Here is a 17,724-nt window from a genome sequence, read left to right on the forward strand (position 1 = left end):
GGGCGCGGGCGCGGGGGGCGCGCTGCGGGGGGGTGGGGGGGCGAATGCGGGGGTGCCCTGGGGCGGGGGGGGTGGGGGGTGGGGGCGCGGCTGCGGGTGCGGCCGCCCGCGACTGGCGGGCGGCCGCACCCGTGGTGCGCTGGGTGGAGCGGGCTTCCGGGCCTACGAGGTCTTCAGCAGCGACCAGCTCTGGTACGGGCGGCCGTTCGGCTGCTGGAGCTCCAGCAGCCAACCACCGTAGTACCAACGGTCACTGAGCCCGAGCACCAGGTTGGAACCGTCCGCCGCGAGGGTGAACCCGCCGTCGCCGGAGGCGAGTTGCCACTTCTGCGCGGCGGCGTCGGCGCACGGCTGCTGCGCCACGTACTGCCCGGCGACCGGAGTGCCGCCGAGCTGGAGGCACTTGCCGGAGCGGGCCGACTTGATCCGCACGGCACCGTTCCCGGCGTCCTCGAACAGCCACTTCTGGTTGGCATAGCCGGTGCGCTGGTAGCCGATCGCCACGGTGCCGTCGTTCATGGAACTGCCCCACAGGTCGGCGGCCTGGCCGGTGAGGCCGTTGACCATCGTGTAGTGGCTGCCGGGCTGCGGGCGGCCGGCGTCGGCGAGGGTGTGGAAGCTCGCCTGGCGGCCGGGCTTGCCGACGTTCCCGGCCGCGTCGCGGACGGCGACGGCCACGGTGTAACCGGTACCGGGGGCCAGCCGGACCACGCCGACCACGGTCGAGCGGACGGTGCCGATGGTCTGGCCGTTCAGCTGGACGTCGTAGCCGGCGGCGGCCGGGACGGCGTTCCAGCTCAGCATGACCGAGTTCTGGGTGACCTGACTGGTCGACACATCGGGTCCGGTGCCGCCCGTGGTCGCGGTCGGGGTCGGCGACGGCGACCCGGTCGGCGTGGCGGTGGGGCCGCCGGTGGGCGTCGGGGACGGCGAGGGCGTGCGGGTGGGCGTGCCCGTGGCCGTCGGGCTGCCGGTCGGAGTCGGGGTCGGGGTCGGGGTGGGCGTGGGGTTCGGGCCGGTGCCGTTGCCCGCGATGAGGAAGCGGTTGTTCGCGACGTTCCAGTGCGTGGCCAGGTAGCTTCCGGGCGCGGGGTTCGTGTTGTAGTAGTCGTCGTGGTTGCAGTCGAGCCGGTCGTCATGGGATCGGTCCGGGCAGACGGTCCGCATCTGCGGGTAGTAGGGGGCGTCCGAGTAGCACATGATGTCCCACTCGTCCGTGCAGTGGCCCGCCTTGCTGGAGTTCGGCGCGCTGTTGTTCACCGCGCCCAGGTTGTGGCCGAGTTCGTGGGCCGCGGTGGAACCGCTCCAGCATCCGGAGTCGGTCCGGCCGTACGAGGGGCCGAAGTTGCTCAGGTTGTCCTGGCCGGAGCGCTCGTCACCGGCGAAGGTGCCGATGCCGCAGTACACCTTGGCATCGGTGAACATCATGTACTTGCGGTCCTTGCGGTTGAACCCCTGCGCGGCCAGCGCGCGGTTGCTCGCGTTGAAGTCCTGGATCTCGGCGTCCGAGATCTGCACGTTCAACACCGAGGCGGTGCAGTCGGGTTCGGTGACGAAGCGGACGTGCCGCACCCCACCGGTCTCGGCGGCGCTGGCGTTGTAGATGACGTCGACGTCCGCGGCCCACTTCTTGAACGAGGCCAGGTACTGGGCGAACCGGTCGTTGCCCGGGGTGTGCACGTACACCACCTGGACGCGGTTGCCGCTGCTGCCGTCGCCCTCGCAGACCAGGCCCGATCCCGCCGCCGGGGACGCGGCCCCCTGCGGCGCGGCGGCGGTGCCGGAGTCACCGAGCAACGCCTTCTGGGCGGCGTCGAGGACGGGGGCGCCGCCCTTCAACAGATCGGCGGCCGCGGGCGGTTGGGCGCCCGCCGACGGGGTGAGCGCGGGCGCCTGGGCGGCCGGGGCGGCGACCGGCGGGACGTCCTTGTGGACGTCCACGTCCTTCGGCGGCGCGTCCGGGCCGTGGCTGCACTGGGTGCTGCCGGTGACCTCCAGCATGCTGCCGCAACGGTCGCTGGTCGGCAGGCTCAACCCCGCGTAGACCAGGCCGCGGTCGGGCTGGTCCTTGGGTATCGCCTTGGGCGGGGCGGCCTTCTCGTCCCGCTTCGGGGCGGGCGCCCGGGTGGCACCCTCGGCGGTGCCGGTCTCCCCCGACCCGCCGTCGTCCGCGACCGCGTCGACCGGCGCGTCCGCCACCGCCACGGCGTTGTGCACGGCCCCCGGCTCCATCGCGGTGCGCAGGCCCAGGGCGCCCGCGACCAGTCCGGCCGCCACCGCCACGGCGACCAGGGCACTCCTACGGGTGAGCCTGCGGCGCCTGCGCCGACGGAGCTCGCTGCTCCGGTGTCCCATCGCGTTCCTTTCCTCGTGCGACGGTCCGCGCCCGGTGATGCGGGGCTCGGACCTTCCGACACAAGGGAGAGCGAGCGAGACGGCAGGGAATAACAGAAACCTCTTGCGAAACTCCCGGACGCGTTCGAAACGACCGTCACGGCACCCCGCAGGTTCGGCCGAGCGAAGGCGGCGGGCGGGGCCGGAGAAGAGCGGACGGCGGGCGAGGACGGCAGGCGAGGGCAGCGGCGCGCGGGGCCGGAGAAGGGAGGGCGGCGGCGGGCGGGGCCGGAGAAGAGAGGACGGCGGGCATGAAGGTGCCGGGGAGCGCACTCGGGGGGTGCACGCTCCCCGGCATGGGGTGGTGGCGGCCACCCGGCCGGAGCCCCGGGGCCTGCGGCTCCGTCGGCCGTGACGAATGCCAGACCCCCGACAGGTCGTGACCAGTGCCCTGACCAGGGAAGTTCCCGCCCAGGACATGCCATCGCCACCCGGCGCATGACGCCACGCCATCTCGGCCCGGGCGCTCAGGCCGCGACCTCGGTCCCGGCCGCCCCGCACCCGCCGTGCAGCCGGGCCAGCGCGGCGGCGAGCACCGCGCGGTCCCCCGCCAGCCACAGCCGCAGCGCGGCGGAGAGCGCGGCACTGGCCGGGCCGACCGCCGACCCTCCGGTGCGCACCAGCCGCTCGCCCAGCAGCGGCAGCAGGTCCGCGACCGGGGCGGGCAGCCAGAGCGTCACCGCGCACGGCGCGGGCCGGGCGAGGACCCGCAGCAGCGGCAGCACCGAGCCGTCGTCGTGCAGCGCCGGGATGACCTCCAGCAGCCCGTCGACCGCGACGCCGGAGACGTCGCCGCCGTGGCCGCGCGCGAGCTCCCGCAGCAGCGCGCGTTCGGCGGCGGAGATCCGGACGGTCAGCATGACCTCGTCGTCGCAGTCCATGGTCCCGGTCCTCTGTCGTGGAGTTGGTGGCGCTGGAGGTGGTGGAGTCTGGAGTTGGTGGCGCTGGCGGCGGTGGAGTCCGGAGGTGGTGGCGCCGGAAGCGGTGGAGCTTCCCTCGGGTCAGCCCCGTACCGAGGAGACTCCCGCCCCGGGGCCACCCTCCGCTACCGGCGTTGTCGGGCCGTAGTGGCCGCCGCGCGGATACGGATCATCAGGCCCCCTTCTTCACCGGCCATGCTGGCCCTCGCCCGCACGGCCGTGCGAGGGCCGAAAGACCCTGCCGTCCCGGCGGTGCGCGAACCGCCGCGACTCAGGCGTCCCAGCAGGTCAGGCCGGTGGGGCGGGACGTACCGTCGGACGGGACGGGAATCCGCGCGGACCGGGCCCGGACGTATCGGCCGTTGGAGTGATCCGGGCGCGTTCGGCGCAACGCCCACCGGACCGGCGCGTTTCCCATGACGTGCGCCCTCCGCTCCCCGGCGCACGCGGGGCCGCGCACGCCCCCGCCTCCCGGCCGGCCGGTGCCCTCCCCCGGCACCGTCCGCGCCCGTCCGCCCTGATGAGAGGAAGTGTCATGAACCTGCTGCCCAACGCGCCGCTGACGGAGACACGGAAACGGATCGTCCCCCCGAGAACCACGTCGCCGACCGTCCCCACCGTCCGCGCCGCCGCGCCCCCGCTCGCCCCGGGCGCGCTGCCCGGCCTCGGCCACGCCGCCGCCCTGCTGCGCGACCCGCTCGGCTTCCTCGGCTCGCTGGCCCGCCTCGGCGGCGTGGTCCGCATCCGCCTCGGGCCGCGCACCGTCTGCGTGGTGACCGATGCCCGGCTCGTCCACACCCTGCTCGTCGCGCTCGCCCACGACTGTCCGCGCGGCGCCGTCCAGGACACCCTGAGGACGGCCTTCGGGGACGGTCTGCTGATGTCCGAGGGCCAGGCGCACCGCGACCGCCGCCGGATCATCCAGCCCGTCTTCGGCCCGGACCGGATGGCCGGGTACCTCACCGTGATGCACCAGGTCACCGAGGAGCGGGCCGGGCGCTGGCGTCCCGGCCAAATCCTGGACGTGGCCGCGGAGATGAACCACCTGGCGCTGGAGATCGTCACCCGCTCGCTGTTCGGTGCCCGGCTCAGCGAGGACGCCACCCTGGCCTTCCACCGAGCCCTGCCCGACCTGGTCAAGGGGCAGATCGTCCAGTCCCTCTACCCCCACCCGGCGTTCGCCCGCCTGCCGCTGCCCGTCAACCGGCGCTTCGACGCCGCCGTCCGGGTGCTCAACCGGGTGGTCGACCAGGCCGTCAACGGCCCTGCCGGAACAGCACGTCCGGACCGGAACCGGGGCAGCCTGCCGGCCCTGCTCCGGGCCGCCACCGACCCGGCCACCGGCCGTCCGCTCACCGAGGCCGACGTCCGCTCCGAGGCGATCACCATGTTCGGCGCCGGCACCGAGACCGTCTCCACCACCCTCACCTGGCTGCTGGACGAACTCCTGCGCCACCCCGAGGTGGAGGCCCGCGTCCTCGCCGAGCTGGACGAGCACCTGCCCGCCGGCACCACCCCCACCCCGGAGGCGCTCGGCCGGCTCGTCTACACCCGCAGCGTCACCCAGGAGGCGGTGCGGCTGCACGCGCCCAACGCCTTCCTGATGCGCACCGCCCAGGTGCCGGTGGACCTCGGTCCGTACCGGATCCCGGCCGGCACCGAACTGCTGTACAGCCTCACCGCACTGCACCGCGACCCGGTGCGCTACGACGACCCGCTGAGCTTCCGGCCCGAGCGCTGGCAGGACGGCGGCAGGCTCGGCCGGCCCTCCTTCCTGCCGTTCGGCGCGGGCAAGCACAAGTGCATCGGAGAGGCCTTCGCCTGGGCCGAGCTGACCGTCGCGGCGGCCGCGATCCTGCGCCGCTGGCGGCCGGTGGCGGTGCCGGGCTCGCACGCCCGGGAGGTGGTGTGGACGACCGTCCAGGCCCAGGGGCTGCGGGTCCGGCTGGCGCCCCGCACGCAGCCCGCCGCGGTGGCCGAAGGCCCCGCCCGGACGGAGGTGGTGAACCGGCCGCTCCCCGCCGGCTGCCCGTTCACGGGCACCGCGGCCACCACCGCCGTCCCGGCCCCGCGGCCATCCGCCGCACTGCGCGCCGCCGCCGACCGGCACGCCGACTGGACGGTCCGCCACGGCCTGCTCGCCCCGGCCGAGCTGCCCGGCTACCGGGCCTACGCGCTGCACGAGCTGATCGGCCACGCCTTCCCGCGCGCGCGGGGCACCGAACTGGACCTGCTGGTCGACGTGCTGGGCTGGTTCACCGTCCTGGACGACCGCTTCGACGGCCCGCCCGGACGCCGCCCCGCCGAGGCGCACGCGCTGGTCGACCCGCTGATCTCCGCCCTCGACGGCGACGTCCGCCCGGCCACCCCGGACGACCGGCTGCTCACCGCCTGGCGGGAACTGTGGCAGCGCCAGAGCGAGTCGGCCTCCCCCGCCTGGCGCGCCAGGGCGGCCGGCGAGTGGCGCGCCTGCCTGGCCACCTTCCCCGCCGAGGCCGAGCACCGCGCGCGCGGCACCGTCCCCTCCCTCGGCCTGGCGGACACCATGCGACTGCGCCGCCACGGCAGCTGCCTCTACCCGTTCATGAACATACTGGAACGGGTCCACGGCGCCGACGCCCCGGCCGCCCTGCACGCGGAGCCCGCACTGCACCGCCTGCGCGCCAACACCGCCGACGCCGCGACGCTGATCAACGACCTCTACTCGCTGGAGCGGGAGGAACGGCAGACCGCGGCCGCCTTCAACACCGTCCTCACCCTGCAACGGATCCGCGGCTGCACCCGCAGCCGGGCCGTCCGCGCGGTCCGCGCCCGGGTCGTCCGACTGCGCCAGGAGAACGAGGAGCTGCGCCGCGACCTCGGCCGCCGGCACCCGGCCGGGCGCTGGTACCTGGACGGTACCCGGGAACTGGTCGCCGGTGTCCAGGCCTGGACCAGCACCAGCGACCGCTACCTGGTGCCGGGCGGCCGCGGCCGCTGAGGCCCGGTCGGGGTACGCGGGGTCGGGCTACTTGCGGCCGCCGAGCGCGAAGAGCAGCAGGACGAAGCCCGCGAACAGGTGCGTGGCGAAGATGTAGATCCCCGCGCGGAGCAGCATCGCCTTGCGGCGGCGCTTCTCCTCGCTCGTACCGTCGCCCTTCGCCGGGCTGTCGGCGCTGTCGGCGGTGTCGCTCATGGTGCGGCTCTCCTCGGGGTCGGGCGCGGGCTGCGGGCTTCTGGCTGTGGGCTCAGCGGGGTGACCGGCCGCCGGGAGCCCGCAGTTCGGTGAGGAGCGCGCCCTGGTCGGTGATCAGCTCGGTCAGGATCCGGCGCGCCGCGCGCAGCAGCTCGGCGACGTCCGGGGTGCTGAGCGCGTACACCACCGTGTTGCCCTCGCGGGTGGCCGTGACCAGCTGGGTGCGGCGCAGCACCGCGAGCTGCTGGGAGAGGTTGGACGGCTCGACCTCGATCTCCGCCAGCAGCTCGCGCACCGGCCGGGGTCCGTCCTGGAGCAGTTCCAGGACCCGGATCCGGACCGGGTGGCCGAGGGTGCGGAAGAACTCCGCCTTGGCCTGGTACAGCGGGACCGGCATCGCCCGTGCCCTCCCTCGGATCCGGTTCGGTGGTCGTCCGGCCGGGCGGGGTCCGTGCCGCGGCCGACAGGCATCATCGCGACAGATGAAGATTTCTTCAAGTCGTCACAGCGGAAGGTGACCTCCCCCACACCGCCGGCCGCGCCGGCACGCGTGAGAGCCGAGCCCGGGGCGCTGCCAGCTCCCGGGATCGGCAGTTCGGGTGACTGGCCGTCAGCAGATCACCGGCGGTTCCGCCGGGGCCGGGGCGGACCGGGCAAGCTTTTCCCCGTCCGGTCCGACCGGCGGCCCCCGGCCGCCCCGCCCAGCAAGGCTTTCCTCCCATGCCGTTCCGTTCCGCACCCGAAGCAGGGCGTCTGGGCACCGTCGCGGCGGCGCTGCTCGCCCTCACGGCCCTCCTGGGCGTCGCGCCGGCGCCCGAGCCGCTGCTCGGCTCCGAAATCCGCCGGATCCCGACCGAGGAGCGCGTCCTCGCCCTCACCTTCAACGCCGCCTGGAACGAGACCGGACTCGACACCGTCCTCGCCGTCCTGCGCGACCGGGCCGCGCCGGCCGTCTTCTTCCCCACCGGCGACTTCGCCGACCACCACCCCAACGCCCTGCGGGCCGTCGCCGCCGCGGGCCACGGCCTCGGCAACCACTCCTACAGCCATCCCGACTTCACCGCCCTCACCCCCGAACAGGCCAGGAGCGAGGTGCGCCGCGCCGACACCGCGATCCGCCGGGCCTCCGGCGCCGAACCGCTGCCGTTCTTCCGCTTCCCCTACAGCGCGACCAGCCCGCAGGCCGTCGCCACCGTCAACGGTCTCGGCTACGCCGACCTCGAATTCACCGCCGACACCAAGGGCTACCTCGGCCCCAGCCACGGCATGACCGCCGACCGTGCCGTCCAACGCGCCCTCGACGCCCTCACCCCGGGCGCCGTCCTCCAGCTCCACGTCGGCACCGGCGAGGAGAGCGGCCCCGACACCTGCCTCGACGCCGAGGCGCTCCCCCGCATCATCGACGGCGCCCGCGCCCGCGGCTACCGCATCATCGACCTGCGCTCCCTGCTGAACCGCTGATGCCGGCAAGGCCGTCGACGGAGCCGTCGGCGGGCCCCAGGAACAGCGCCGCCAGGCGCGGCAGGCGCCGGTGCGTCTCAGCCGGGTCGTCGAAGTCGAAGTCCTCGCCCAGGTCGGGCTCGGGCAGCGGCGGCCGGACGGCACGGCGGCGGGCGCAGGCCGGCTCGAGGCGCCCGCCGTCCCCCGTCGGCCGCGCACGCAACGGCCCGGACCCGCCCCCGCTCAGCCCAGAGCTTCCCGCAGGGCGTCCACCCGGGCCACGGCCCGGGTGAAGGCCCTACGGTCGAGGCCGCCGGAGTCCAGCGCGGCTGCCAGGGCGGCCGTGGCGTCCTCGCCCTGCCGGGGGTCACGGGCGGAGCAGAGGATGAGGTCCATGCCGGCTGCCGCGGCGGCGACGGCGCGGGGGCCGGTGGGGCCGTACGGGGTAAGGGCGTCGGCTTCCAGGGCGTCGGTGATGGTGACGCCCTGGAAGCCGAGGCGGTCGCGGAGTTCGCCCTGGATCACGGTGGGCGAGAACCCGGCGGGGCGGTCGGGGTCGAGCGCCGGGTAGACGGCCCAGGAGGCCATCACCAGGCGCACGCCCGCGGCGACGGCGGCGCGGTACGGGGCTTCGCCGCGGGTGCGCAGCTGGTCGAGCGGGACGGGGAGCGTGACGGGGCGGGCGTCGGTGTTCTCGTCGCGGGCGGCAGCGCCGAGGCCGGGGAAGTGCTTGGCGGTGGCCGCCACGCCCCGGCTCTGCTGGGCGGCGAGGAAGGCGCTGCCCAGTTCACCCACCCGGGTGGGGTCCTGGCCGTAGGAGCGTTCGAAGTGATCGATGAAATTGTCGGGGGTGTCGTACACGTCGAGCACCGGGGCGAGGTTGACGTTCAGCCCCGCACCGGCGAGCGTCCCGGCGGCGCCGGTGCCGGACTGCACGGCGGCGGTGAGCGGATCCGGGGCCGTGCCGGTGCGGCGGGCGGAGAGTTCGGGCGCGCCCGGCAGTCGGCGGACCTTGCCGCCCTCCTGGTCGGTCATCAGCAGCAGCGGTCGCGGGTGCGGGGCCTCGGCGGCGGCCTGCTTCAACTGGCCTATGGATTCGGCTAGTTGCTCCGGGCTGGTGACGTTCTCACCGAACAGGATCACCCCGGCTGCCCGCCCCTCCCGGATCGCGTCCAACGTCTCGGTCGGCGGGGTCGGGCCTGGGTAGGAGAGCACGATCCGACGCCCCGCGAGCGCGCGGGAGTCCTCGGGCCGGACGGTCATCGGCGCGGTCCTCTCGGCGTGGGCGCCGCTGCGGTGCGTCGCCGACCCGGCCGGCGCCGGCCCCAGCGCGGCCCCCACCACCAGCAGAACCGAGGCCAACTGGGCAACATGCCGGAACGGGGCCATCACGCCTCCAGGGTCGGCAACGGCATACGGTCGGTCAGCGTACCCAGGAACGGGCCGTCCGGCAGCCCGGCGAAAGCCGTAACGTTTCTCCGCCCCGCGACGCCGGCGTGACCGGATGTTCGACCACCTGGAACTCCGGATGCCGGGCCCTGACGACCGCGGGCCCACGGTGCGGTTCCCGGTCAACGGCGAGGACGCCATCGAGGACGCGGTCGGCCCCGACGGCCGCGGCAGGTCGCCCCTGGCCCTGTTCCCCGCGGGCGGCGCGAACCCGCTGCGGGTGACCGGGGCACCGCGCCGGGTGAAGCCGGGCGAGCCCGACCGCGCCGGCGGATGCTGCGGCTACCTGTCCGCCGTCGTGCGGCGGATCGACGACGTCGTGCCCTGGTCCGACTGGGTGATGCCCGTCGACGCCACCCGACCGCTGGAGTGCACCTTCGAGGCCGCCCGGTACGAGGCCGGCCGAGCCGGCTCGGGTCGAGGCCGACACCTGGTGGCGGCCGGAGGCCTGAGCGCACGTCCCTCATCACCGCCCCACGGCCGGGTCGGGGCTACCGCGAGGAGGACCGACGCCCCGCGCGCCGCACCAGTTCCCCGAGGACGGCCACCCCTTCGGCGATCTCGCCCGGTGAACGGGCCGCGTAGCCGAGCACCAGACCGGGCGGGTAGGGGAGGCGGGCGTGCCAGGACAGCGGCTGGGTCTTGACCCCGCGGGCGAGCGCGGCGGTGGCCAACTCGGTGTCGCTGCACCCGATTTCCTCGGGAAGAGTGAGCATCAGGTGCAGCCCGGCCGCCGCGCCGTGCACCGTGGCGGCGGGCAGGTGGGTGCGGATGGCGGCGATCATGGCGTCCCGACGGCGCCGGTGGCGGCGGCGCAACAGCCTCAGGTGGCGCTCCAGTTCGCCGGATTCCATCAGCCGGGCCAGCACCAGCTGGGGAAGGACCGGGTTGCCGAGGTCGGCGAAGCGCTTGGCGTCCAGCACCGCGTCGCGCAGTCGCGGGGGCACCAGCAGCCAGCCGGTGCGCAGCGCGGGGGCGAGCAGTTTCGAGATGCTGCCCGCGTAGCAGACCCGCTCGGGCAGTTCGGCTCGCAGGGCGGGCAGCGGCGGGCGGTCGTAGCGGTGCTCGGCGTCGTAGTCGTCCTCGATGAGCAGTCCTCCTTCGGCCGCCCAGCGCAGCAGTTCGCGCCGCCGTTCACCGCCGAGGACGACACCGGTCGGGTACTGGTGGGCGGGGGTGAGCAGGACGGCGGGAGCGCGGGTGGCGCGCAGGGCGTCGACCCGGATGCCCTCGGCGTCGACCGGGACGGGCGGGGTGGCGGCGAGCCAGTGGGCGAGGTGCTGGCGGGCCCCGAGCGACCCCGGGTCCTCGACCGCGACCTCGGTGATGCCCGCCCGTTCGAGGGCCCGGCCGAGCAGGGCCAGCGCCTGGGCCGTCCCGGCGACGACGAGCACCTCCTCGGGGTCGGCGCGGATTCCCCGGTTGCGGGCGAGCCAGTGGGCGACGGCCTGCCGCAGGGCGGGCGTGCCCCGGACGTCGCCGTAGCCGAGGTCGTGGGCGGCGAGGCCGTCGAGGACGGCCCGTTCGGCGCGCAGCCAGGCGGCACGGGGGAAGGCGGCGAGATCGGGCACGCCGGGGGTGAGGTCGATCCGGGCGGCGGTGCCGCGCAGGTGGTCGAACACCTCGGGGCCGGGGTCGTCCCGGAACAGGGCGGGTGCGGGGCGGGGCGGGGGGACGTCCTGCGGTGCGGCGGGCGTCAGGGCGACGACGACGGTGCCGCCCCTGCGCCGCCCGGCGAGTTGGCCCGACTCGGCGAGGCGCCGGTAGGCGTCGGTCACCACCCCTCGGGAGACGCCGAGTTCGGCGGCCAGCACCCGGCTGGCGGGCAGTCGGCTGCCCGCCGGGAGGCGTCCGTCGGCGACGGCCTCGCGCAGCCTGCCGGCCAGCCAGTCGGTGAGGCCGCCGGGCGGGGCGTCGGCGGTGTCGAGCTGGAGGAAGTCCGCACCGGTCTCTTTGGACCTGTCGTCACCACGCTCTTTGGACCTGTTCACCGGTCCATAGTGGCGCGAGGGTTGAGCCATGACCACCGGAACCAGCGCCCACTCCCACCCCACCCCCTACGTCCACGGCTACTCGGACACCGAGGCGCAGCGCCTCGGCGACCAGGCCGACACCCTCGCCGAACTGCTGCACGCGGGCACCGCCTACCCGGCGGGCAGCCGGGTCCTGGAGGCGGGCTGCGGGGTGGGCGCGCAGACCGCGCACCTGCTGTCCGCCAGCCCCGGCATGCTGCTGACGGCGGCGGACGTCTCCGCGGAGTCACTGGCCCAGGCCCGGGCCCGGATCGCGGACGTGGCGCCGACCGCCCGGGTGACCTGGCACCACGGCGACCTGCACCGACTGCCCTTCCCGGACGGCGCGTTCGACCACGTCTTCCTGTGCTTCGTGCTGGAGCACCTGCCCGACCCGGCGGCCGGGCTGGCCGCGCTGCGGCGGGTACTGCGGCCGGGCGGCACGATCACGGTGATCGAGGGCGACCACGGCTCGGCCTTCTTCCATCCGGAGACCCCGGCGGCCCGCCGCACCATCGACCACCTGGTGCGGCTCCAGGCCGGGGCGGGCGGCGACGCCCTGCTGGGCCGTCGGCTGTACCCGCTGCTGACGGCGGCCGGCTTCGCGGACGTGACGGTCCGCCCCCGTACGGTCTACGCGGACGGCGACCGCCCGGCCCTGGTCGACGGTTTCACCCTGCGGACCTTCGTCGCGATGGTCGAGGCCGTCCGGGCGGAGGCCCTGGCCGCCGGGCTGACCAGCGCGGAGGCCTTCGACCGCGGCATCGCCGACCTGCGCCGGGCGGCCGAGCCGGGCGGGACGTTCCACTACACCTTCTTCAAGGCGGTGGCCGTCAACCCCTGAGGCAGGCCGCGGGCCGGCCGTTCCACCGCCGACTCCCTCCGCCCGGAGAGCGGTTCACGCCGGCACGAGCAGGTCCGTCCTGCGGAGCCCTCAGCGGCGTCGGGCCGTGCGGCAACAGGCCGAGTTCCGCCATCCGGTCCGCGGTCACACCCATGCAGGCCGGTATGCCGGGCGGCGGCTCCGGTGACGCGTCGCGGATGGCCTTGATCGCCTGGACGTGGCGCCCGGCGGCGAGGTCCACGTCCACCGGGCGGCGGGCCCCGGCGGGGAGTGCGTACCAGATCGGGTCGTCCATGGCCGCCATCCAAGGGGACGGCGACCGGCCCGGCAAGCGGTTAACGGGCTGAACGGTTGACCGGGTGACCCGGCGGGCGGTTGGCCGGTCGTCAGCCGGAGCCCTCGCCGAGGTCCGCGAGCAGGGCGCGCATCCCCTCGATGAGCGCCGCCTTCTGAGCCTCGTCGAGGCCGGCCAGCATGCGGTGCTCGTTGGCGACGTGGGCGGGCAGGGCGCGGTCGATCAGCGCGTGGCCCTCGGGGGTGAGTTCGACGTCGCGGCTGCGGCGGTCGTGGTCGCTGCGGGTGCGGGTGACCAGACCGCGGGCCTCCAGGCGGTCCAGGCGCTGGGTGATCGCGCCGGAGGTGACCATGGCGGACTCCATGAGCCCGGTGGGGGTGAGGCGGTACGGGGGCCCGCTGCGCTTGAGGGTGGCCAGGACGTCGAAGGAGGGGGCGTCCAGGCCGTGCTCGGCGAAGGTGCGGTTGAGTTCGGCGTCCACCAGGCGGTAGAGGCGCTTGAGCCGACCGAACACCTCCATCGGGGAGACGTCCAGGTCAGGGCGCTCGGCGCCCCATTGCGCGACGACGCGGTCGAGATGATCTGCCACGGGCTCAGGGTAGGCGATCCCCGCGAGTTTCCTTAGCGATGAGGTAACTGTGAGCCACATCACCGACGGATCCCCCCGATGATGCCTTAGCGCTGAGATACATTGACTTAGTGCTAAGCAATCGCCTCGCCGTCGTGCTGGTCACGGCCCTCGCCCCCGCCGTCTGGGGGACGACCTACCTCGTCACCACCGAGATGCTCCCGCCCGACCGTCCGCTCCTCGCCGCCGTCATCCGCTGCCTGCCCGCAGGGCTGCTGCTGATCGCCCTCACCCGCGCCCTGCCGGAGGGCGGCTGGTGGTGGCGCGCGCTCGTCCTCGGCGCGCTCAACATCGGAGGCTTCCAGGCCCTGCTGTTCATCGCCGCCTACCGCCTGCCCGGCGGGATCGCGGCCACCGTCGGCGCCGTCCAGCCGCTGGTCACCGCCGGCCTCTCGGCCGCCCTGCTGGGCGACCGCCTCACCCTGCGCACGGTGCTGTCCGGTATCGCGGGGGTGGCCGGCGTCAGCCTGCTGGTGCTGCGCGCCGACGCCCGGCTCGACGCGATCGGGGTGGCCGCCGCGCTCGGCGGCGCGGTGGTGATGGCCTTCGGCGTCGTGCTCTCCAAGCGCTGGGTCTCCCCCGCGCCGCTGCTCGCCACCACCGGGTGGCAGCTCACCGCCGGCGGCCTGCTCCTGGTGCCGGTCACCCTGCTGACCGAGGGTGCCCCGCCCACCCGCTACACCGTCGACAACGTGCTCGGCTACACCTACCTCTGCCTGGTCGGCGCGGCCCTCACCTACGCGATCTGGTTCCGCGGCCTGCGCGCCCTGCCGCCGACCTCGCTGTCCTTCCTCGCCCTGCTCAGCCCGGTGGTCGCCACCCTGGTCGGCTGGCTGGCGCTCGGGCAGGACCTCAGCCCGCTGCAGGCACTCGGCGCGGTGGTCGTGCTCGGTTCGCTGGTCGTCGCCCAGACCCAGCGGCCCCGCACCACCGCCTCCGTGCCCGCCTCCGTGGCCGCCCCCGCGCCGGAGCGGGGGGACGCGGTACCGGGCGTCCGGCCGAGCCCGCTGCGCGAGAGAGCCTGATCCCGCGCCAGCCGCCGCACGCCCTCCCGCAGTTCCGTTCCGAAGATCCGAGGAGAAACCTGATGCGCATCACCGTGTTCGGCGCCACCGGCAACGTCGGCCGCCGGGTCGTGACCGAGGCGCTCGCCCGTGGCCACGAGGTCACCGCCGTCGTCCGCAACCCGGCCAAGCCGCACGGCCTGCCGTCCGGCGTCACCGTCGCCGTCGGCGACGCGAGCGCCCCCGAGGACGTCGCCCGGCTCTCCGCCGGGCAGGACCTGGTGATCACCGCCACCCGCCCGGCGCCCGGCAGCGAGCACGAACTGGCCGCCGCCACCCGGGGCCTGTTGGCCGGCCTGGCCGGCACCGGCGTCCGCCTGCTCGCCGTCGGTGGCGCGGGCAGCCTGGTCGTCCCGGGCACCGACGGAACGGTCCTGGTGGACTCCCCCGGCTTCCCCGACGAGATCCGGCCGATCGCGCTGGCCTGCGGCGAGCAGCTGGACCTCTACCGCGCGGACGAGAAGGTCGACTGGACGTACCTGAGCCCGGCCGCGCTGCTCGAACCCGGGGAGCGCACCGGCCGGTTCCGGCTCGGCCGGGACGAGCTGCTGGTCGACGCCGAGGGCAACTCGGCGATCTCGATGGAGGACCTCGCCGTCGTGCTGCTCGACGAGGCCGAGCAGCCCCTCCACCGGCGCGCCCGCTTCACCGCCGGGTACTGACAGCCTCCGGCGGCCACCGGACGGCCACCGACGCCCGCGGTGCCGGATACCCCCGCCTCGGGGTGTATCCAGCACCACCTCGAAGACGGTGTCCTGCATCATCGCGCGTCAGGTGCGGCGCCGGACAGGATCGTTCTCGTGAACACCACCGCATCCCGCACCCGCCGCACGGTCGCCGTCGTCGCCACCGCGGTCCTCGCCGGCCTCGCCCTGCCCGCCGCCGCGAACGCCGACTCCGGCCGCGACCCGGGCGACGCCCGACCCGTGCCCGCCCGCTACACCGGCCAGCAGCTCCACTGGCAGCCCTGTGACGGGCAGCCCGCGCTCGACTGCGCCACGATGGCCGTCCCCCGCGACTGGCACCAGCCCGACGCCGGACCGGACCTCTCCGTCGCCGTCTCCCGGCACCGCACCGCCGACCGGGCGCACCGCAAGGGGACGCTGATGGAGACCGCCGGCGGTCCGGGCGGGCAGGGGCTGCTGCGGCCGATGGACCTCCTCCAGGGCGCCCCGGGGGTGGCCGCCGCGTACGACATCGTCAGCTTCGACCAGCGCGGCGTCGGCCGCAGCACCCGCGCCGAGTGCCAGACCCCGGAGCAGTTCCAGGAGTTCCTGGCCGGGGACTGGCGCGACCGGTCCCCCGAGGCGATCGACCGGGTCGTCGCCAACTCCCGCGAGCTGGTGGCCAGTTGCAAGGAGCACAGCGGCGACCTGCTGCCGTACCTGACCACCGAGCAGACCGTCCGCGACATGGACCTGTTCCGCTCACTGCTCGGCGAGAAGAGGATCAGCTACTACGGCGCCTCCTACGCCACCATGATCGGCGCCTACTACGGCACGCTCTTCCCGCACCGGGTCGAGCGGATGGTGCTGGACAGCAACATCGGCTTCGAGGGCACCTGGGAGCAGTTCGAACTGGGCCAGCCGATGAGCTTCCAGCGCCGCTTCGAGCAGGACTTCCTGCCCTGGATGGCCGCCCGGGACGCCACGTACCACTGGGGCACGACCCCGGCGGAGGTCGAGGCGCACTGGGAGCAGCGGCGCGCCGCCCTGCACGACCGGCCCATCACCGAGGGCTCGTTGACGCTCGGCCCCAACCAGCTGGACAACGGAACCATCAACGCGATCTACAGCGACAGGGCCTTTCCCCTCCTCGCCCAGGCGCTGACCGCGCTGGACGACTGGCAGGGCGCCGATCCGGCCGCCAAGCAGACCGCCCGTCAGCTGTTCGGCCAGTACCTCAGCCCGGGGTTCCTCGCCGAGTTCTTCTCGGTGACGTGCGGGGACACCAAGTGGACCAAGGACCTCGACACCTGGATCGAGCGCGGCGCGGAGAACACCGCCCGCTACCCGCTGGCCGGTGCCCGCACCCTCGCCTTCAGCTCGGTCTGCGCGCTCTGGCCGACGGACCCGGCACCCGAGGTCAAGGTCACCGGCGCCCACCTGCCGCCGGTGCTGATGCTCAACTCGCTGCACGACCCGGCGACGTACTACGAGGCGGCGCTCGGCGCGCACCGCGCACTGCGGGGTTCGAAGCTGGTCACCGTCACCAGCAACGGCAACCACGGCCAGTACCCGGCGTCCGACCCGTGCGTCACCGACACCGTCGAGCGCTACCTGCTGGACAGCCGGGTGCCTGAGCACGACCTGACCTGCCCGGCCGCGGCGGCCGGTTGAGCCGCACGGGCGTCAGCCGCGCTGTTGCGGCCGGAACCTGGTGCGCAGCCAGGCGGCGGCGACGGCCAGCCCGGCGAAGCCGCCCACGGCCAGCTTGATCCCGGCCCTGGCCACGATCCAGCCGACTCCGGGAACGGCCCAGCCCAGCCAGTGGAACATGGCCAGCAGGACCGCGCAGCCGCACAGGACGGCCAGCACGGTGGCGCCGACGGCGGCGCCCCGGGACAGCTCGCGCGGTCCACCGTCGCCACCGGTTCCGTCGGCGGCCGAAGTGGTGATCCCCGTCGTCCCGTTGGGCGCGCCGTCCGTCTCGTCGCCGGTCATCTCGTTCGTACCCCGATCGCCCATGAGGGCGATGATACGGCTTCAGCGGCAGGAGTGGTGGGTGTCACCGAGGTGCTCGCCGGTCTCCTCGTCGGGGAAGCTGACGGCCATGGTGACGCGGTACTCGAAGACGTCGTGGCAGTGCCCCGGCACCCGCGCCCAGGCGAGCGAGTGCACCTCGGCCTCGGGGGCCTGCCGGCACCAGGCGGCCGCCTCCTCCAGCGCGCGGGCCGCCGAACGGCCGGTGCACACCACGGCGGTGTAGGCGGCGACCGCGACGTCGCCGCCGGTGTTGCGGCCGCTGCGCGACACCGCCCTGACGGCAGCGGCGGCCTGGGTCAGGTCACGGGCCAGGTCGTCCACCACCCGAGGGGGCGCCGGCAGGACCACCGCCCCCTCGACGACGGTCTCCGGCAGGTTCGCGCTCACGGTTCGGGCCTCCATCCGCATGGTCACGCGGCACAGCATGCCGGACGGGATTTCCTGGCATGCTCACTTTCACCTGAACGTCATCCGTCCAGGGCCGAGTTGGGAACGCCCCCTGGCGCCGGCCCGTCCGCCCTGCTAGGGGAGGCCCGGCGCGCTACGGGGAATCCGCGCAGGTCGGAGGGGTCGCCCACGGGCGCCGCCGGGGAGCCCGGGACGGCGCCGCGTACCACCCCCGCGCCTCGAACCGCCGGTCCGACCGCCGGGGCGCCCCGGGGAAGGTCCCAACCCCAACCCCTGGCGCCGCGGCCCGGCCAACTCGCGTCCATGACGCGGGAGATGAGAAGGTCCTGAATTCCCCGGCGCGGGTCCGGGCCGGCACGACCGGGGCTGAGGTGCCGCGTTGACCCCTCG

Annotated in this window: 16 protein-coding genes; 6 read left to right on the plus strand and 10 right to left on the minus strand. The window is 74.9% G+C overall.

The genetic code is table 11. The features are described 5' to 3' along the window. Positions 1 to 162: 162 nt before the first annotated feature. Positions 163 to 2,355 carry an RICIN domain-containing protein gene (locus ACFV1W_RS27455; RefSeq protein ID WP_380419916.1) on the minus strand — a complete coding sequence of 731 codons (2,193 nt, stop codon included), beginning with the start codon at positions 2,353 to 2,355 and terminating at the stop codon, positions 163 to 165. Between the two features lie 506 nt (positions 2,356 to 2,861). Then, positions 2,862 to 3,275, minus strand: a complete 414-nt coding sequence (locus ACFV1W_RS27460) for a hypothetical protein (RefSeq protein ID WP_380419917.1) — start codon at positions 3,273 to 3,275, stop codon at positions 2,862 to 2,864. Between the two features lie 574 nt (positions 3,276 to 3,849). On the opposite strand from ACFV1W_RS27460, the gene ACFV1W_RS27465 reads away from it, so the two are divergent. Continuing rightward, the gene (locus ACFV1W_RS27465) at positions 3,850 to 6,294 is read left to right on the plus strand and encodes a cytochrome P450 (RefSeq protein WP_380419918.1); all 2,445 of its coding nucleotides are present in this window, start codon (positions 3,850 to 3,852) and stop codon (positions 6,292 to 6,294) included. A 27-nt stretch (positions 6,295 to 6,321) separates the two neighbouring features. On the opposite strand, the gene ACFV1W_RS27470 is transcribed toward ACFV1W_RS27465, so the two are convergent. Both ACFV1W_RS27470 and ACFV1W_RS27475 read right to left on the minus strand, forming a co-directional pair. Beyond that, positions 6,322 to 6,489 (minus strand): DUF6126 family protein, encoded by a 168-nt coding sequence (locus ACFV1W_RS27470; RefSeq protein ID WP_380419919.1) that lies wholly within the window; start codon positions 6,487 to 6,489, stop codon positions 6,322 to 6,324. A 52-nt stretch (positions 6,490 to 6,541) separates the two neighbouring features. Further along, a complete protein-coding gene (locus tag ACFV1W_RS27475) occupies positions 6,542 to 6,886 on the minus strand; it encodes a helix-turn-helix transcriptional regulator (protein WP_270149876.1) in 345 nt (114 codons plus the stop codon). A 323-nt stretch (positions 6,887 to 7,209) separates the two neighbouring features. Here ACFV1W_RS27475 and ACFV1W_RS27480 point away from each other — a divergent pair, with 323 nt between their 5' ends. Further along, the gene (locus ACFV1W_RS27480; RefSeq protein WP_380419920.1) at positions 7,210 to 7,950 is read left to right on the plus strand and encodes a polysaccharide deacetylase family protein; all 741 of its coding nucleotides are present in this window, start codon (positions 7,210 to 7,212) and stop codon (positions 7,948 to 7,950) included. Positions 7,951 to 8,172: 222 nt separating this feature from the next. Here ACFV1W_RS27480 and ACFV1W_RS27485 read toward each other — a convergent pair whose 3' ends face one another. Together ACFV1W_RS27485 and ACFV1W_RS27490 are read right to left on the minus strand one after the other, a co-directional pair. Continuing rightward, positions 8,173 to 9,291 carry a glycoside hydrolase family 3 N-terminal domain-containing protein gene (locus tag ACFV1W_RS27485; protein ID WP_380419921.1) on the minus strand — a complete coding sequence of 373 codons (1,119 nt, stop codon included), beginning with the start codon at positions 9,289 to 9,291 and terminating at the stop codon, positions 8,173 to 8,175. A 578-nt stretch (positions 9,292 to 9,869) separates the two neighbouring features. After that, the gene (locus ACFV1W_RS27490; RefSeq protein WP_380419922.1) at positions 9,870 to 11,399 is read right to left on the minus strand and encodes a PLP-dependent aminotransferase family protein; all 1,530 of its coding nucleotides are present in this window, start codon (positions 11,397 to 11,399) and stop codon (positions 9,870 to 9,872) included. Between ACFV1W_RS27490 and ACFV1W_RS27495 the strand changes: the two genes are divergently transcribed. Continuing rightward, positions 11,398 to 12,234, plus strand: a complete 837-nt coding sequence (locus tag ACFV1W_RS27495; RefSeq protein ID WP_380419923.1) for a methyltransferase domain-containing protein — start codon at positions 11,398 to 11,400, stop codon at positions 12,232 to 12,234. The two genes, ACFV1W_RS27490 and ACFV1W_RS27495, sit on opposite strands and share 2 nt — an antisense overlap. On the opposite strand, the gene ACFV1W_RS27500 is transcribed toward ACFV1W_RS27495, so the two are convergent. Then, positions 12,224 to 12,529 carry a hypothetical protein gene (locus ACFV1W_RS27500; RefSeq protein ID WP_380419924.1) on the minus strand — a complete coding sequence of 102 codons (306 nt, stop codon included), beginning with the start codon at positions 12,527 to 12,529 and terminating at the stop codon, positions 12,224 to 12,226. The genes ACFV1W_RS27495 and ACFV1W_RS27500 overlap by 11 nt on opposite strands. A gap of 91 nt (positions 12,530 to 12,620) precedes the next feature. After that, positions 12,621 to 13,118: a MarR family winged helix-turn-helix transcriptional regulator gene (locus ACFV1W_RS27505; RefSeq protein WP_380419925.1), complete on the minus strand. Its 498-nt coding sequence runs from the start codon at positions 13,116 to 13,118 to the stop codon at positions 12,621 to 12,623. 110 nt (positions 13,119 to 13,228) lie between these two features. On the opposite strand from ACFV1W_RS27505, the gene ACFV1W_RS27510 reads away from it, so the two are divergent. The 3 genes from ACFV1W_RS27510 to ACFV1W_RS27520 all read left to right on the plus strand — a co-directional run bounded on the left by ACFV1W_RS27510 (position 13,229) and on the right by ACFV1W_RS27520 (position 16,560). Further along, positions 13,229 to 14,182 (plus strand): EamA family transporter, encoded by a 954-nt coding sequence (locus tag ACFV1W_RS27510; protein ID WP_380419926.1) that lies wholly within the window; start codon positions 13,229 to 13,231, stop codon positions 14,180 to 14,182. A 62-nt stretch (positions 14,183 to 14,244) separates the two neighbouring features. After that, positions 14,245 to 14,883, plus strand: coding sequence for an NAD(P)-dependent oxidoreductase (locus tag ACFV1W_RS27515; protein ID WP_380419927.1), 639 nt, complete (start codon positions 14,245 to 14,247; stop codon positions 14,881 to 14,883). A gap of 138 nt (positions 14,884 to 15,021) precedes the next feature. Then, on the plus strand, positions 15,022 to 16,560 hold the full coding sequence (locus tag ACFV1W_RS27520; RefSeq protein WP_380419928.1) for an alpha/beta hydrolase: 1,539 nt from the start codon (positions 15,022 to 15,024) through the stop codon (positions 16,558 to 16,560). A 12-nt stretch (positions 16,561 to 16,572) separates the two neighbouring features. Here ACFV1W_RS27520 and ACFV1W_RS27525 read toward each other — a convergent pair whose 3' ends face one another. Both ACFV1W_RS27525 and ACFV1W_RS27530 read right to left on the minus strand, forming a co-directional pair. Then, positions 16,573 to 16,908: a hypothetical protein gene (locus tag ACFV1W_RS27525; RefSeq protein WP_380419929.1), complete on the minus strand. Its 336-nt coding sequence runs from the start codon at positions 16,906 to 16,908 to the stop codon at positions 16,573 to 16,575. An 18-nt stretch (positions 16,909 to 16,926) separates the two neighbouring features. Next, positions 16,927 to 17,313, minus strand: a complete 387-nt coding sequence (locus ACFV1W_RS27530; RefSeq protein WP_380419930.1) for a hypothetical protein — start codon at positions 17,311 to 17,313, stop codon at positions 16,927 to 16,929. Between the last annotated feature and the right edge of the window lie 411 nt (positions 17,314 to 17,724).

It is taken from the genome of Kitasatospora sp. NPDC059648, assembly GCF_042734825.1.
Classification (GTDB): Bacteria; Actinomycetota; Actinomycetes; order Streptomycetales; family Streptomycetaceae; genus Kitasatospora.

Coding starts and splice junctions, on each gene's coding strand:
- ACFV1W_RS27455 (WP_380419916.1), bottom strand. CDS start 2,355: ATGGGACACCGGAGCAGCGAGCTCCGTCGGCGCAGGCGCCGCAGGCTC.
- ACFV1W_RS27460 (WP_380419917.1), bottom strand. CDS start 3,275: ATGGACTGCGACGACGAGGTCATGCTGACCGTCCGGATCTCCGCCGCC.
- ACFV1W_RS27465 (WP_380419918.1), top strand. CDS start 3,850: ATGAACCTGCTGCCCAACGCGCCGCTGACGGAGACACGGAAACGGATC.
- ACFV1W_RS27470 (WP_380419919.1), bottom strand. CDS start 6,489: ATGAGCGACACCGCCGACAGCGCCGACAGCCCGGCGAAGGGCGACGGT.
- ACFV1W_RS27475 (WP_270149876.1), bottom strand. CDS start 6,886: ATGCCGGTCCCGCTGTACCAGGCCAAGGCGGAGTTCTTCCGCACCCTC.
- ACFV1W_RS27480 (WP_380419920.1), top strand. CDS start 7,210: ATGCCGTTCCGTTCCGCACCCGAAGCAGGGCGTCTGGGCACCGTCGCG.
- ACFV1W_RS27495 (WP_380419923.1), top strand. CDS start 11,398: ATGACCACCGGAACCAGCGCCCACTCCCACCCCACCCCCTACGTCCAC.
- ACFV1W_RS27490 (WP_380419922.1), bottom strand. CDS start 11,399: ATGGCTCAACCCTCGCGCCACTATGGACCGGTGAACAGGTCCAAAGAG.
- ACFV1W_RS27500 (WP_380419924.1), bottom strand. CDS start 12,529: ATGGACGACCCGATCTGGTACGCACTCCCCGCCGGGGCCCGCCGCCCG.
- ACFV1W_RS27515 (WP_380419927.1), top strand. CDS start 14,245: ATGCGCATCACCGTGTTCGGCGCCACCGGCAACGTCGGCCGCCGGGTC.
- ACFV1W_RS27525 (WP_380419929.1), bottom strand. CDS start 16,908: ATGGGCGATCGGGGTACGAACGAGATGACCGGCGACGAGACGGACGGC.